Source organism: Actinocrinis puniceicyclus (assembly GCF_018283645.1).
GTDB lineage: Bacteria > Actinomycetota > Actinomycetes > Streptomycetales > Catenulisporaceae > Actinocrinis > Actinocrinis puniceicyclus.
On sequence record NZ_JAGSXH010000128.1, the window covers coordinates 1 to 14,503 of the forward strand.

Consider the following 14,503-nt stretch of genomic DNA (forward strand, 5'->3'; position numbering starts at 1 on the left):
CCCCCGCCCAGATCCGCGACCTGCTCACCACCGCCGCCTGACCACACGCCGAGCACCCCGGCCCTGGGTGGCGCAGCACGCCGGGGGCCGCCTGGTGCACGGCGCACAAGCCACCGCGCGGTGGTGCTCCAACTGGTCGGGGCGGGATGCGCCGTGTCGCCCGCCGCTGACCTCGGCCGCACTTTCTCCGGCAGGACGCGGCGCGGCCCGCGGCCCTGAGGGGGCGGCTGGCCAAGCCGATGCGGCGCCCGACGACGGGCCCCACGCACCGGCCGAGCGCCCCGGGCGGCGCGATTCACGCGGCGACGGGCACGCCCAGCTCACGCAGCAGGCCGCGCACCCTTTGCTCGATCTGGTCGCGGATCGAGCGCACCTGCTGCACGCTCAGCTTTGGCAGTGCTCTGGCATGAGTGGGCTGGTAGACGCCCATGATCCAGAGTCCTGATCATCCGTCACCTGGCGATCTCGGCTTGCGTCAGTACGAGCAGGGCGCGCAGCAACGCGGTGGCGTGCTTCGCGTTCATCCGGACCTTGGTGAGGATCCACCAGTTCTTCAGGTCCGAAAATCCGTGCTCGCATGCCGCGCGCTCCCGGCTGGCCGGCTTGTTCGCCGCTTTCTGCGCGGCGGTCAGCGGGCGCTTGCGGGCACGTCGCCGACCGGTGATGATCACCGGGTCGTCCGGGTCGTCCGGGTCGTCCGGGTCGTCCTCCAGACCTACGAACCCGAGGTCCCCGATCGCGCCGAGCCCGGCCTTGCGCAGATGCTGCGTGATCTTGTCATGTCTCGACGCGGTGATCTCGCTGGAGCGTCCCGGGCGCGCCGCCGAGATCCAGATCACGTTGCCCGACGTGTCGGTCACCGCGAGGAACAGCAGGCCATGGGCTTTGTGCTTGCCGCTGTAGTTCTTGCGGTTCGCCGCGTTCATCGCCGGAAGCGAGGCCGAACAGAGCGCTACTGCGGCTGCCGGCCCTCGCACCGCCGCCTTCCCGCGCGTCGGCCCGGCCGAACTCGCCGCCATCTACTGGGACATTTACACCGAACGCGACCGCATCGGACAGGTCCACCCGAAAACCGTTCGGGTGCTTCCCGCTCCCGCAGGAGGGCGGCGTGCCGGACGGATGCGTCTTCATCAACACCGGCGAAGCTCGTTGGCCATGCCGTGTTCCGACCCGCGATCGGGCTTCGGCTCTGGGTAGTACTGCTGTTCCCACCTTCGTGGCTGGCAGACGGCGTGGCGTCAGGGGACGATCTGTTTGGAACACGGGCAACCCGTCATCGGCTTCTTTTGGACCGGTCGGCCCACGCATGGAGACGATCTTGCTCTGTCGGGCCCCGGCCCCCGATCGTCTCTTCGACTCGACGAGAGTCACGCCATGAATGACCTGATTGGAGACCCATCGTGAGCATGGCCTACATCGCGCAACCCGAACAGCAGCAGCAACTGGAATGGCTGGACGGCGGCACGTTGGCGATGCTGCTGGACGGCAAGGCCACCGACGGCCAGCTCATGATCGGACGCTTCGACGTCGCCGAGGGCGAAGCGCCCCCGTATCACAAGCACACCCACGAGGACGAGGTCTTCCTGCTGATCAAGGGCACCGCGCTGGTGTGGTGCGGTGAGCAAGAATACGACCTCGCCGAGGGCGGCGTGGTGTTCCTGCCCAAGCAGATCCCGCATGGATACCGGATCACCTCCAAGAGGGCCGACCTGCTGATGATCAACACGCCGGCCGGCATCGAGGGCATGTTCCGGGAGACCGGCCGCGACATGTCCACCCCGCGTCCGCCGGGTTTCCAGGTGGTACCGGTCCCCGGGATCGCCGAGAAGTACGGCAACGTGATCGTGGGACCGCCGCGCTGAAAGTTCGAAGCACAAATCGAGCGGAGGCTGCGATGAAGGCGATCCGATTCCACGAGTGCGGCGACCCGGGCGTGCTGCGCCGCGAGGACGCCGACCGGCCCGAACCGGTCTCCTCAACCCCCTGCCGGCGAATCCCGCGGCGCGGCGAACGAAAGAAGTGGGACATGGCCGACACGGCCTCGATCAACGCACGTACCATCGCCGAGTTCCGAGCCAACCGGGGACAGGTCGGCGCAGGCTTCGCCGGAGCGCCCCTGCTCCTGCTGCACACCGTGGGCGCCCGGTCCGGCACACCTCGCATCAACCCCATGATGTATCTGCCGGACCGGGCACGGTACCTGGTGTTCGCCTCCAAGGCCGGCTCCGACCGCAACCCCGACTGGTACCACAACCTGCTCGCCCACCCCGAGGCCCGGATCGAGGTGGGCGAGCAGACCCTCGCCGTGCACGCCGAAGAACTGCACGGCCCCGAACGCGACGGCTTCTTCGCCGAACAGGCCCGCCGCTACCCCGGCTTCGCCGCCTACCAGCACCGGACCGACCGGATCATCCCCGTCATCGCGCTGACCCCGACCGGCGGGTCCGACGCACCTGCCGTCTGCGACCCTCTCAAGTAGCTGAAAGGCACTTCCGATGACCCAGCAGCAACGCCAGGCGCTCGACGAACTCCTGCGCCACGGCCCGCTCGATATCGGCGGCGACGTCACCGAACAGCGCGCGATCTTCCACGACATGATCACTTCCATACCGCTGCCCGAGGACGTGTCGGCCAAGCCGGGCGAACTCGGCGGCGTCCCGGTCATCACGGTCCAGACCCCCGACGACGACCCGTCGGCCGTCGTGCTCTACTTCCACGGCGGCGCCTACGCCCTGGGCTCGGCAGCCGACTCCGTGGGGCTGGCCGCCGACGTCTCCCGGCGCGTCGGAGCCCGCGCCATCACGGTCGACTACCGGCTCGCCCCCGAGCACCCTTACCCGGCCGCAGTCCACGACGCGGTGGCCGCCTACCGCGCACTGCTGGCCGACGGCGTGCCCAGCTCGCGCATCGCGTTCGTCGGCGAGTCCGCAGGCGGCGGCCTGGTCGCCGCGACCCTCGTCGCGCTGAAGGACACCAGCCTGCCGCAGCCCTCCTCGGCCGCGATCTTCTCGCCCTGGGCCGATCTGACCGTGTCCGGCACCAGCGCGACCACGAAGGCCGACCTCGACCCCGCGCTCACCCCGGAAGCCCTGCGGCGCCGAGCCCTGGACTACCTCGGGCACACCGACCCCGCCACCCCGCTGGCCAGCCCCGTCTTCGCCGACCTCACCGGCCTGGCACCGCTGCTCATCCAGGTCGGCTCGCACGAGATCCTGCTGGATGACGCCGTGCGCCTGGCCGCCAGCGCCGGCCACCACGACGTGCCGGTCGAGCTGCAGGTCTGGCCGGACGTGCCGCACGTGTTCCAAGGCTTCGCCGCAGTACTCGAAGACGCCGACCGCGCCCTGCTCGCCGCCGCGGCGTTCATCAAGCGCAACTGGGCCCGCTGACCGCCCGCGTCACGGGCCCGGCGACCAGCCGAAGCCAGCGCCTCGACTGATCGCCGCACGCCATCGCGCACGACCGCCGACACGACCACCGCCTGCTCCAGCGCGCACCACACTTCCTCGCTGACAAGGGGTTGACGCACTGTGCGGGCTGTCGGCCGGCTGTGTATGGTAATGAAATGTCGGCCAATCATTTCGGCACCGCGGTGCGGGGCTGGCGTGAGCGCCTGCCTCCGCTGGAAGGCGGGCTGGAAACCGACGGCAACCGGCGGGTCAGCGGTCTGCGCCGCGAGGAACTGGCCCATCTGGCCGGCGTGTCGGTGGACTATGTGGTCCGGCTGGAACAAGGCCGCGCGCGCACTCCGTCGGCCCAGGTGGTCACCGCTCTGGCCAGAGCACTGAAACTGGACCCGTCCGAGCGCGACCACCTCTTCCGCTGCGCCCAGATGGTGCCGCCCTGCGACCAGGCCGTACCCAGGCAGGTACCCCCGCGGATCCGGAGGCTGGTACAGCGGCTCGCGGACACCCCGGTCGCGGTCTACTCCGCCGACTGGACGATCCTGGAGTGGAACCCGATGTGGACGGCCGTGATCGGCGACCCCGGCGTGTACGGGTGGGCCGATGACAGCCTGGTCAGCGGCATGTTCGGGGCCGGCGACGGACGACGGCCCGAAGCCATCGCGGCCTGGCCCGTGCGCGCACGGGATGGCGACGAGGTCGAGGAGCGGGCCCTGGTGGCCGACCTGCGGGTGACGGCGGTCGCGTACCCCGCCGACGCCCGCCTGGCCGCGTTGATCGCGCACACGATCCAGACCAACGAGCGTTTCGCACGGCTGTGGTCCACCGGCACCGCCGGCACCCTGGCCGACGACCGCAAGATCGTCGAGCATCCGCTGGTCGGCAGCCTGGAACTGGACCTCGAAGTACTGATGGTCTCCGACGCCGATCTCAGGATCGTCACGTACAACGCCGCGGACGACCGCCTCGACGCACGGAAGCTTTCCGAGCTGCGGGCGGCCATCCACTCGCCGTGACCGGGCGCGGCTCAGGCCGGGACAGCGGTCTCACCCAGTTGTGGCGATCACACGCTGGCCCATGCCGCCGCCGCGCTCGAACGCCTGGTGTGCCGCGGCGGCGATGTCCAAGGCCGTCGAGCATATGGCGCAGTCCGATATCAGCTCATTTAACTTCACGACCCGTTCCTGGTGCTCAGGGTCGTTGTGGCTGATGAGCTGGCCGCCGATCATCAGATGGGCGGGCAATGGGTGGAAGTTCTCGGTCCGGTTGGCGACCATCGTGATCTGCTCGCGCAGCGCCGGCTCGGACCGGTACCGCAGCAGCGTAATAGTGCGGATCGCGGCGCAGAACCGGCACGGCGAAGCCTCGCAACTGCTCAACCTCGGCGCGCTGCGCCGGCGATTGGGCGAGCGCGAGCGGGCGGCGGACGGATTGCGACAGGGCGAGCGGTCGTGCGTGCTCGATGACGCGTCGTCGCGTCGTGGTGATGTGACACGACTGCAGATACATGGGATGTGCTTTACTGCGCCTTGTCCGAGCGCGTCCAAATCCTGAGGACGGGATGCGTCGCGCCGGGCGAGAAGGACACGATTGATGGGACTACACGGTCTCAGGCCGGGAAGGCGCGGGCGTCGAGCGCCGAAAGTTTCACGCCTCGGGGCGGTGCCCCGAGGCCGACCCGATCAGGCCTCTTCGAACCGGTACGGGCAGCGACCTGCCGGAATCCTTCCGCCGGCGAGCGCCGCCGCTCCAGCCGCCGACGCCTGGCGCTTGAGGTCGCCGAATCGCTTTGGCAGCCTCACGGATCGATGCGGCACGACACGCGGCCCATCCGACTGCATGCACGCCCCGCCACGCTGTGCGCCACTGGCATGAGCGCCGGCGAGGCGTGATCCACAACTCTCTTATATTCGGAGGTCTCGCCGTGCGGCCTACCCGCTCTCGCTCTCGACCTTGGGTGGCGATCGCGGTGGCTACCGCAGTCACCGCGGGCATGGGCATCACCGCCGTCGCCGCCCACGCCGCGTCCGGATGCCAGGTCTCGTACACCGTCAGCAGCCAGTGGCAGGGCGGATTCGGCGCCAACGTCACGATCACCAACCTCGGCGATCCGATCAGCAGCTGGAACCTGGCCTGGTCGTTCGGGGGCGGCCAGAGCATCACCTCGTTGTGGAACGGCGCATACACCCAGTCCGGCGCGAACGTGACCGTCACCAACCTGTCCTACAACGGCTCGATACCCACCGGCGGCAGCACCAGCTTCGGGTTCAACGGCTCCTGGACCAGCAGCAACCCGGTCCCGGACTCGTTCACCCTCAACGGAACCACCTGCACCGGAGCGGTGAGTTCGGGCTCTGCTACGCCCACACCGAGCCCGAGCCCTACTTCGAGTCCGACGCCGAGCAGCTCTCCGAGCAGCTCACCGAGCCCGTCCGCGAGCGCTTCGCCCAGCAGCAGCCCGAGCGGTACGCCCACGCCGTGGCCGCCCTCCGCGACCTTCGGCAACCCGGTGCTGTGGGAGGACTTCCCCGACAACGACGTCTTCCGCCTCGGCAACGCCTACTACTATTCCGCCTCCTCGTTCCACATGTCGCCCGGCGCGCCGATCATGCGCTCCTACGACCTGGTGCACTGGGAGGTGATCGGCCACTCCGTGCCCTCACTGGACTTCGGATCCCAGTACAGCCTCAGCGGTGGGCACGCCTACGTGCACGGCATCTGGGCCTCCACCCTGCGGTACCGGCAGAGCAACGGCACGTACTACTGGCTCGGCTGCATCGACTTCAACAAGACCTACGTCTACACGGCCGGCTCCATCACCGGCCCGTGGAAGCAGAGCTCTGTCATCAACAACTGCTACTACGACGCCGGAATGCTCATCGACGACAACGACACGATGTACGTCGCCTACGGCAGCGGCACCCACTACGTCGCCCAGCTCTCGGCCGACGGTCTGAGCCAGGTCAAGACGCAGGCGGTGTTCACCGATCCGTCCAGCACCGGATCGACCGAGGGCAACCGCATGTACAAGATCAATGGCGCGTACTACATCCTGGTCGACCACCCGGCGAACGCGGAATACGTGCTCAAGTCGACCAGCGGCCCCTTCGGCCCCTACACCGAGGCGCCGCTGGAGGTGAACGTCGGCACCCCGGTGCGCGGCGGCGGCGTCCCGCACCAGGGCAGTCTCGTGCAGACCGCCAACGGCGACTGGTACTACATGGCCTTCGTCGACTCCTACCCCGGCGGCCGCATCCCGGTGCTCGCCCCCGTCACGTTCAACGCACAGGGCTGGCCGGTGCTGCAGACGGTCAACGGCGCCTGGGGCACCTCGTATCCGTACCCGAACGTGCCGCCGCCGCCCGGTGCGACCAAGCCGCCGACCGGCACCGACACCTTCGCCGGCACCACGCTCGATCCGCAGTGGGAGTGGAACCACAACCCCGACAACACCAAGTGGTCGGTGAACAATGCTCTGACACTGCAGACCGCGACGGTGACGAACGACCTGTATTCCGCGCGCAACACGCTGACCCACCGGATCCTCGGGCCCTCGTCCACCGCCACGGTCCAACTGAACTACGGGAACATGCACGACGGTGACCGCGCGGGACTGGCGATGCTGCGCAACTCCTCCGCCTGGATCGGCATCGCCCGCGACAACGGCACGACGAAGGTGGTGATGACCAACAACCTCACCATGGACAGCAACTGGAACACCACCGGTACGGGAACGCAGCAGGCCGGCGCACCCGTGTCCGGCGGCAAGATCTGGCTGCGGATCAGCGCCAACATCGCACCCGGGTCGGGTGACCAGGCGCACTTCTCCTACAGCACCGACGGGGTGAACTTCACCGCGCTCGGCCCGGCGTTCACACTCGACAACTCCTGGCAGTTCTTCCTCGGCTATCGCTTCGCCCTGTTCAACTATGCGACGCAGGCACTCGGGGGCTCGGTGAACGTAAGCCAGTTCACGCTCTCCACGCCCTGAAACGGCCGCGCCGCTGACACCGTCACGGGCGGGCCGGCGGGGCATGAGGACGCCCTTGCCCCGCCGGGTTTCGCAAAGTCGCCGCGACGGCAGGCGGGTCGCATGGGCGGCCGCCGGCGGCGAGCTGCCGGCCGGGCGGCCGCGGATGAAGCGCGCCGGACGAAGGAACACTGCGCGCCGGGGTTTGAACCCCGGCGCGCTCCTTCCCTGTCGAGCAACTGCACGAGAAGGTGTAGAGACTGACCCGTCGACACGGGTGAGGCATCCGCCGCGGCCCCGTACGAAGGCTTACGACCCGAAGGACGCGGCCATCGTGCGCTCCATCATCGACTGCGGTCGGCCGCGCCGCCCGGCTGGACTAGCTATGGACTAGCTAACGCTGCAGGAGATCGACGGCCAGGTCCATTGGCCGTTGGTCGCGACCGTGAAACCCCAGTTGTTGCCGCTGCCGTTGGGTTTGGCGACCATCACGTACTGACTCGGCCAGCTGGCGCTGACGTTCCAGGTGTTGTAAACCACCGCGGGGGCGACCATGTGCACCGTGACGATCCAGGTGTTCGAGCCGGTGACCGAGACGTTGAGGTTGTACCAGTTGCTTCCAACCGTCCCAGCGGACAGTGTCGCCGTGCAACTACCTCCCGTGCTCGCTGAGGGCGAGCTGGACGGGCTTGTGGACGGTGAACTCGATGGGCTCGGCGAGGGTGAGCTGGACGGGCTTGTCGAGGGCGACGCGGATGCGGAGTTGCTGGGGGGCACGCCGCCGGCGTTGAGGGTGTTGAGTACTGAGGTGTAGGCGGGCTTGGGCTGCCAGTTGCTGTCGAACAGTGTGGCGGCGCCCTGGCCGGAGAAGGTGCCGGGTACCCAGGAGTCGGCGTCGCTGATGTTCCACTGGGTGATGCCGGGGCAGTGGGCGTTGTTCAGGCAGACCTTGGTGATGTTGGCGTCGTCGGTGGCCTGCTGTTGGAGGTTGGAGCTGGAGGCCGGGGTGGGCATGCGGTCGTCGAGTTCGGTGATCGCGACGTCCAGGCCCAGGGCGGTGAAGCGCTGCATGTTGGATGCCAGTGAGCTGGGGATCTGGCCGACGATGAAGTGGCTTTCGAAGCCGATGCCGTTCAGCGGTACGCCCTGCTGCACCAGTTGCTGGGCGAGGGTGTACATGCCGTTGCTCTTGGATCCGGAGCCCTCGATGTTGTAGTCGTTGATGTAGAGCTTGGCGTTGGGGTCGGCGGCGTGTGCGGTGCGGATGGCGTCGGCGATGTATTGTTCGCCGCCGCCGAAGGCGTTGTAGAACACGTCTTGGCGGTAGGAGCCGTCCTCGTTGAGGGGTTCGTTGACCACGTCCCAGGCGTAGATCTTGCCCTTGTAGTGGTTGACTTCGGTGGTGATGTGCGATTCCATCGCGCTTTTGACCTGGCTCAGCGGCAGGCTGGTGACCCAGCCGGGCAGTTGGGAGTGCCAGACCAGGTTGTGTCCGCGTACCCGCGCGTTGTGGGAGGTGGCGAAGTTGACGATGTTGTCGCCGGGGCCGAAGTTGTATTGGCCGTTGTTCGGCTCGATCGTGTCCCATTTCATTTCGTTCTCGGGTGTGATCATGTCGGCCTGGCTGCCGGCGAGGTTGGTCGCCGAGGAGTTGCCCAGGTCGCCCTGCCCGACGGCCATGCCGAAGTAGCGTCCGTCGGCCTCGGCCGCCGCGCGCAGCGTGCTTGCCGCGTTGGCGGTGCCGGCGGTGAGCACCACGGCCCCGGTGGCCGCCGCCACGCACACCACCGTGCCTGCGGCGAGTGCAGCGCGAGCACGCACGTTGCCGCGCGGGCGGCGCCCGCGCTTGCCTGTGGTAGTGACGTCTCTGTCGCTATCCATCGTCTGATTTCCTTTCCGTGGCCGCCGGCCAAGGCCGTTGGCCGAGTGGGCAAAGATGACCGTCGTCGCACCGCTGGATGTGGAGCGGCGTCATGAGCACGGCTCGGGCACGGGTATCCCAGCCGAGCCGCCTGCGGGTTCCCTTGACGGACCGTCGCACGGCGCGTCCAGGTGCTAAGCGAGCCCCCGGCGCGCGCCGGCTGCGCGGCCGGCAGCGCCAGGTCCGCGGCTAACGCCCCCTGCATCGCCCGCTACCAGCGCTGCACGGAATCGGTCACACCGACCCACCCGTTCGGGCGGTCGCGACGGGATCGAGGAGAACCGAGCCCTGACGAGCTTCACGAAGTCTCTCCAATCGAGCACACGGCACTGCAGGGTTCTGTGAAGGCGGCCCGCGCTGACTGAGACGCCAGGGTGCCTGTTGTCGCGGTGAGTGTCGCAAAGCGACTTCGAAATTTCAATAGCGCAGCAGAAATCTTTCGAAGCCCCAAGCCTGCGCTATTCCGACTGCACGGCGGCGTCACTGCGGGGGGCGGTATGAGTGCGGCAACTGCGGCCCGCATTGTGAAAGTTTCTGCACGCACGACGGACGCGGACACCGCTGCGCTGTGGTCGGCCGCGCCTCGTCGGCGCGCCGCGCGGTGATTGCTCCGCCGTCGGCGTTTCCATTCTCACCAGCGACTCTGCTCCGCTTGGCGGCCCGTGACCCATATCCGTTTGTTGCGGCGTACTGGCCTCGTCGCTGCCTCGGCCGCCGTTACACGTTGCATCCAGTCCGGTGCTTTGTATCATCGTCTTTTGTGGTCGTTTTCGGAGTTCGTGACGAAAGATTCGTCGCCGTTGCCGGTGAGCTCACGCGCACGATGATGGGGGAGGCCCTCAGTGCGCTCGGTTGCCGCGACCGCGAGATCACGTCGATGACCGTCGCGCGGTATGGATGGCCCGGCTGGCTGAGAACCTGAACAAGCTCGCTCGGCGTGGACGGCACCCGGTGGCGCATTACTGGCGCGTCTCGCGCCTCCGCCGCCAGCTCGAGTTCTGCGGCCTCGAGCTTCTTGGTCAGCACGCGAAGATGTTGGACGTCCATCACGAACTGCCGGCTTGCGGGGAGCGTCATGAAGTCGGCGATGGCGTCGCGCAGTGTTCTCCAGCCCTGGTCAGCGTTTGCCAGATCCACCACGACGAAGTCGTTCCTCTGCGCGTTGCCGCAGCTGTCGAATGCCACGATGCGGGGGACGAAGTCGCGCCGTAGGCCGATGGCGTCTGCGAACGTCAGGCTCCAGCGCGGCGAGGCGGTGTAGAACACCTGTGCCGTCCTCTGCTTCAGGTCTCGCTCACCCGGCGCGAAGTGGTAGGAGCCGTACGCGATCCGCGGTTCGTCGACCACCTGCGCGAGTTCGGCCTCGGAGAGGCCGAGACTCTCCCATCGCCACCTGGTCGTCCGGGCGCAGCCTGGGTCGCACCGTAAACCAGGCCGTAGTCCGGTCAGCAGGACGCGGATAGGTACCCACGACTTTCATACCTGGTCCGAAGATGGATCCGGCGCTGTGCCGACATGATGCGTTTCCTGCTTGAGCGCACGATCGGTCAGGTATGCCGCCGCACCGCAGTAATCCGCGGGATCGAGCAGATCCGTGAGTCGCGCCTCGGAGATGCGCCCCTCGAGCTCTGGCATCTGGGCGAGCACGGCCGCGAACGGCCGGCCGGTCCGGGCGGCCTGCGCCGACGCCCTGGTCAAGGCCGCCTTCGCCGCGCGCTTGCCCAGCAGCGGGGTCAGCGCGGCGGCCAGGCGCTCCGCGACGATCAGCCCCCCGGTCGAGTCCAGATTTTCGCGCATCCGCGCCGCGTCGACTCGGATGCCTTCCAGAAGTTCGGCGGCGCAGGCAGCGGCACCTCCGGTCAGACGCAGCCCTTCACGCAGAGGCTGCCACTCGGCGTGCCAGGCGCCGGCCGGGCGTTCGTCCTCCGCGTACATGCAGTAGTTCAGGATCATCGCTTGCGCCGGGACCTGGAGGGCTGCGGAGCGGATCAGCGTGGCGAGCACGGGATTGCGCTTCTGCGGCATGGCCGAGGAAACGCCGCGGCCCTCGGCGGCCGGTTCGGCGACCTCGGCCACCTCGGTGCGGGCCAGCGAGAGGACGTCGGCCGCGATCTTCCCGAGCGCGCCGGCGGTGAAGGCGAGCGCCGCCGCGATGTCGGCGATCGGTGTCCGCACGGTGTGCCACGGCAAGACCGGTTCGGCGAGGCCGAGCTCTCGGGCGTAAGCACTGATGAGGTCCGCCGCGAAGGCCGCGTCGCCGGCCTGACCCGCCGGGCGCGGCCCGTCCAGCCGCGCGTATTCCAGGTAACCGGCCAGGGTTCCGGCGGCGCCGCCGAGCTGTACGGGCAGAGCGCCGTCCAGAAGCCTGCGGATCCGGTCCGTGGCGTCCGTGAGGGCCTGGAGCCAGCCGGCCGCCTTCAGGCCGAAGGTGGTGGGTACCGCGTGCTGGGTCAGGGTGCGCCCCGGCATCAGGGTGCCGCGGTGATCGGCCGCAAGGCGCGCCGCGGCGGCGGCCGCGCGGTCGAGGTCGGCCGTGATCAAGACAAAGGCGCCGCGGGCGACCAGCATCGCCGCGGTGTCGAGGATGTCCTGGCTGGTGGAGCCGCGGTGGACGTATTCGGCGGCCGCCGGATCCACCGCGGCCACGGCCCCGGTCAGGTCCTGTACCAGGCACACGACCGGGTTCGCCGCGTCACGCGCGCGGCGGGCGATGCCGGTCAGGTCGAACAGTTCGGCGCGCGCGCAGCCGGCGATGGCGTCCGCCGCGTCCTGGGGTACCAGCCCGACGCGCTGCTGGGCGCGCACCAGCGCCGCCTCGGCGTCCAACATCGCCTGGAGCCAGGAGAAGTCTGACACCGCGGCCTCCACTCGGCTGCCCGCGCGTACCGGGCTGAGCAGTCCGCTGTCGAGATCGGCGTGCTCCGAGACGGCGCTCGGCGGTCGGGAGCTGGGCGCGGGTGTCATAGCGGCTCCTGTGCGTGGCGGGTCAGCGGATGGGTGAAGCGGGCGGGCGTGCTGGTGGGTTGCGGGCCGACCGGATGCAGTCGCGCGGCCAGGGCGAGCACGGCGCGGGCGATGGCGTCGGAGTCGCCGAGCGTCACCGAGTTGACTCCCGGCCGGATCCCGGCGGCGGTGGCCCAGTGGACACCCTCGGTGGGCACACCGTAGGCGAACCGCCGCAGATGGGGGCGTCCCCCGGCGTCGACCAGACGATAGGGGCGCGCGGTCACGTCGAGTCCGCCGGTCTTGTGGCCGCCGGTTTCCGGGTCGGGGATGCGGTACGCCCGGCACTGCCCCTCGGCGGCGAGGTGGCGCAGCAGCGGGTCGGTGGTTCTGTGCAGATCGATGTCGGGCAGTCTAGCCTCGATCAGGGCGTTGACGATGATGTGGGAGCCTGGAACCGCGTCCGAGGAGATGGTGAAGCCCGCGCTCGCGCTGGGCGGGCGGATGCGTGTGTCGGGTCCGACGACGTGTAGCAGGCCGGCCTCGATCAGGGCGATCATCTGCTCGATGCGCCGGACGGGCGGCCCGATCGACAGGAAGGCGTTGAGCGGGGTGTACCAGGCGTCGAGATCATCGCGGTGTGAGCGGCCGGAAAGTCCACGGTGGTCGACAAGCTGGCGCACCTCGTTGCGCAGGTCGCGCAGGACGTCGAGGGCGGCCTTGACCGGTCCGTCGACATTCCCGGCGCGTGCCTGTGCGACGTCGTGCCGCAGGTGCTCGAGCAGCCAACGCGTGTAGTCACCGGGACCGGAGAAGTGCGTATGGCCGTAGGGGCGTTCTATCAGCGCCCAGCTCCAGCGGTCTTCGGGTGCTACACCGAACTCGTCGAGCAGCCGGCCGCGATAGACGCTGTCGTGGTGGTGCGTCAGCAGGCGCTGCTGAAAAGCGTGGGCATCGCGGCTGCGCGCTCGCGAGCGCAGCAGGGTGGTGTAGTAGACGGTCTCGACCTCAAGGGAGATCAGCGGCCAGATGTCGGTTTTGAAGTCCAGGGGCGAACCGTGCGCGCTCTTGTGGCGCAGCGCGGCGATCACGTCCGGGGTCAACACGAGCGGCGTGTGACGGCCGTGTGCGCCCTTCTGGTTCTCGCCGCGGGCGTGGTAAGGGATGCCGCGGCGCGAACCCGCGTACATGACCGGCTCGCAGCCGGAGGGCACGTAGGTCAGACGGCCTTCGTGCCGCTCGAAGGAGCCGCCACGCCCGAGGGTGAGCAGCGCCATGTAATCGAAGAAGTTCAGTCCCAGGCCGCGCAGGGCGACCTTGTCGCCGGGGCGTATCTTGCTCAGGTCGGTGTCGGCCGGATTGGCCGGCGGGAAGTAGGTCAGCGCGCGGGCGCGGGCGAGCGAGGCGAGCTTCGCCTCCTCCGGAACCGGCTCGGCGTCCACGTGTCCCTGGGCGAGAACGACCGCATGCAGCCCGCCCAGACGGACGCCGCTGTCGAGCAGTATGGTCTGCGTGGTCGCGGGGCCGCCGGGTTCGTCGTCGAGCCGGATCGCGCGGGCTTGGTGCACGAGGACGGCGAGGTTCTCGGGCGCGGTGGCCAGCACGTGTCGCAGGAACCATTCCAGGTAGCGGCCGTAGAAGGCACGCGTCGGGTAAGAGTCGGGGCCGAGGTCGCGCGCCTCGGCGGTGACCTCGGCCCCGTAGCCTTCGAGCGGCTCCATCAGGCGCAGGGAGGCCGCCCACTCGTACAGGCTGGGGCCCGGTTTGACCGGGCCGTCGATCTCGACGCTCGGGTCGGTGAACATGGTCACCTGGGAGGCGACCGTGTTCATCAGCAGGTGGCCGGATTGGCCGCTTCGCCAGACCCGGCCGGCTCCGGCAGGGTACGGATCTGCCACGTGGACCGTGAGGTGTGTGCCGGGCGCGTGTTCCACAGCGTTCGCGCAAAGTCGTTCGAGTACTGACAGTCCGCGTGGGCCGGCGCCGACGATGCACACCTTGAGATGGCGGCTGGACATGGGCTCCCTTCGAAAGGAGTCGGAATGCGGCGCAGCGGAGGGAAGGCCGGCGGTCAGCCTCCGGCACCGCTCAGGCGCCGCGATGCGTGCGCAAGGGCTTGGGCCGCCTGGTCGGCCAGGTGCTCGACGAGCTGGCCGGCGGGTAGGTCCAGGGCGCAGCGGTGGCCCTGGCCTGCCCACAGCGCCATCCCGCCGGGGTCGCCGGCGGCGGCCGCGGCTTGGCGCACAGGCTTGGTCAGGTGGTGGA

13 protein-coding genes are annotated in these 14,503 nt (G+C 69.0%); 5 read left to right on the forward strand and 8 right to left on the reverse strand.

All coding sequences use genetic code 11. The features are described from left to right. Nucleotides 1-295: 295 nt before the first annotated feature. Both KGA66_RS31210 and KGA66_RS24330 read right to left on the reverse strand, forming a co-directional pair. Entirely contained in the window at nucleotides 296-430 is a 135-nt protein-coding gene (locus KGA66_RS31210) for a hypothetical protein (RefSeq protein ID WP_281416794.1), read from the reverse strand. 22 nt (nucleotides 431-452) lie between these two features. Then, nucleotides 453-926 carry a transposase family protein gene (locus KGA66_RS24330; RefSeq protein WP_211471029.1) on the reverse strand — a complete coding sequence of 158 codons (474 nt, stop codon included), beginning with the start codon at nucleotides 924-926 and terminating at the stop codon, nucleotides 453-455. Nucleotides 927-1,400: 474 nt separating this feature from the next. On the opposite strand from KGA66_RS24330, the gene KGA66_RS24335 reads away from it, so the two are divergent. The 4 genes from KGA66_RS24335 to KGA66_RS24350 all read left to right on the forward strand — a co-directional run bounded on the left by KGA66_RS24335 (nucleotide 1,401) and on the right by KGA66_RS24350 (nucleotide 4,420). Further along, nucleotides 1,401-1,862 (forward strand): cupin domain-containing protein, encoded by a 462-nt coding sequence (locus KGA66_RS24335; RefSeq protein WP_211471031.1) that lies wholly within the window; start codon nucleotides 1,401-1,403, stop codon nucleotides 1,860-1,862. A 32-nt stretch (nucleotides 1,863-1,894) separates the two neighbouring features. Then, nucleotides 1,895-2,479 (forward strand): nitroreductase family deazaflavin-dependent oxidoreductase, encoded by a 585-nt coding sequence (locus KGA66_RS24340; RefSeq protein WP_211471033.1) that lies wholly within the window; start codon nucleotides 1,895-1,897, stop codon nucleotides 2,477-2,479. 16 nt (nucleotides 2,480-2,495) lie between these two features. Further along, a complete protein-coding gene (locus KGA66_RS24345) occupies nucleotides 2,496-3,389 on the forward strand; it encodes an alpha/beta hydrolase (RefSeq protein WP_211471035.1) in 894 nt (297 codons plus the stop codon). Nucleotides 3,390-3,565: 176 nt separating this feature from the next. Further along, entirely contained in the window at nucleotides 3,566-4,420 is an 855-nt protein-coding gene (locus KGA66_RS24350) for a helix-turn-helix transcriptional regulator (protein ID WP_211471037.1), read from the forward strand. Nucleotides 4,421-4,450: 30 nt separating this feature from the next. On the opposite strand, the gene KGA66_RS32255 is transcribed toward KGA66_RS24350, so the two are convergent. Beyond that, nucleotides 4,451-4,951 (reverse strand): Tn3 family transposase, encoded by a 501-nt coding sequence (locus KGA66_RS32255; protein WP_211471039.1) that lies wholly within the window; start codon nucleotides 4,949-4,951, stop codon nucleotides 4,451-4,453. A gap of 422 nt (nucleotides 4,952-5,373) precedes the next feature. On the opposite strand from KGA66_RS32255, the gene KGA66_RS24360 reads away from it, so the two are divergent. Further along, on the forward strand, nucleotides 5,374-7,395 hold the full coding sequence (locus KGA66_RS24360) for a family 43 glycosylhydrolase (RefSeq protein WP_211471041.1): 2,022 nt from the start codon (nucleotides 5,374-5,376) through the stop codon (nucleotides 7,393-7,395). Nucleotides 7,396-7,764: 369 nt separating this feature from the next. On the opposite strand, the gene KGA66_RS24370 is transcribed toward KGA66_RS24360, so the two are convergent. The 5 genes from KGA66_RS24370 to KGA66_RS24390 all read right to left on the reverse strand — a co-directional run. After that, nucleotides 7,765-9,255, reverse strand: a complete 1,491-nt coding sequence (locus KGA66_RS24370; RefSeq protein ID WP_246508561.1) for an endo-1,4-beta-xylanase — start codon at nucleotides 9,253-9,255, stop codon at nucleotides 7,765-7,767. 757 nt (nucleotides 9,256-10,012) lie between these two features. After that, nucleotides 10,013-10,642, reverse strand: a complete 630-nt coding sequence (locus tag KGA66_RS24375; RefSeq protein ID WP_211471043.1) for a hypothetical protein — start codon at nucleotides 10,640-10,642, stop codon at nucleotides 10,013-10,015. Between the two features lie 129 nt (nucleotides 10,643-10,771). Continuing rightward, nucleotides 10,772-12,259: a nitrosuccinate lyase gene (locus KGA66_RS24380; RefSeq protein WP_211471045.1), complete on the reverse strand. Its 1,488-nt coding sequence runs from the start codon at nucleotides 12,257-12,259 to the stop codon at nucleotides 10,772-10,774. Continuing rightward, entirely contained in the window at nucleotides 12,256-14,256 is a 2,001-nt protein-coding gene (locus KGA66_RS24385) for an FAD/NAD(P)-binding protein (RefSeq protein ID WP_211471047.1), read from the reverse strand. Before KGA66_RS24385 ends, KGA66_RS24380 begins: the two co-directional genes overlap by 4 nt. A gap of 53 nt (nucleotides 14,257-14,309) precedes the next feature. Next, a partial coding sequence (locus KGA66_RS24390; RefSeq protein WP_246508563.1) for a nitronate monooxygenase occupies nucleotides 14,310-14,503 on the reverse strand: 194 nt, incomplete at its 5' end.

Excerpts from the sequence above, each read along its gene's own strand:
- KGA66_RS31210 (WP_281416794.1), bottom strand. The coding sequence starts at position 430 with ATGGGCGTCTACCAGCCCACTCATGCCAGAGCACTGCCAAAGCTGAGC.
- KGA66_RS24330 (WP_211471029.1), bottom strand. The coding sequence starts at position 926 with ATGAACGCGGCGAACCGCAAGAACTACAGCGGCAAGCACAAAGCCCAT.
- KGA66_RS24340 (WP_211471033.1), top strand. The coding sequence starts at position 1,895 with ATGAAGGCGATCCGATTCCACGAGTGCGGCGACCCGGGCGTGCTGCGC.
- KGA66_RS24345 (WP_211471035.1), top strand. The coding sequence starts at position 2,496 with ATGACCCAGCAGCAACGCCAGGCGCTCGACGAACTCCTGCGCCACGGC.
- KGA66_RS24350 (WP_211471037.1), top strand. The coding sequence starts at position 3,566 with ATGTCGGCCAATCATTTCGGCACCGCGGTGCGGGGCTGGCGTGAGCGC.
- KGA66_RS24370 (WP_246508561.1), bottom strand. The coding sequence starts at position 9,255 with ATGGATAGCGACAGAGACGTCACTACCACAGGCAAGCGCGGGCGCCGC.
- KGA66_RS24380 (WP_211471045.1), bottom strand. The coding sequence starts at position 12,259 with ATGACACCCGCGCCCAGCTCCCGACCGCCGAGCGCCGTCTCGGAGCAC.
- KGA66_RS24385 (WP_211471047.1), bottom strand. The coding sequence starts at position 14,256 with ATGTCCAGCCGCCATCTCAAGGTGTGCATCGTCGGCGCCGGCCCACGC.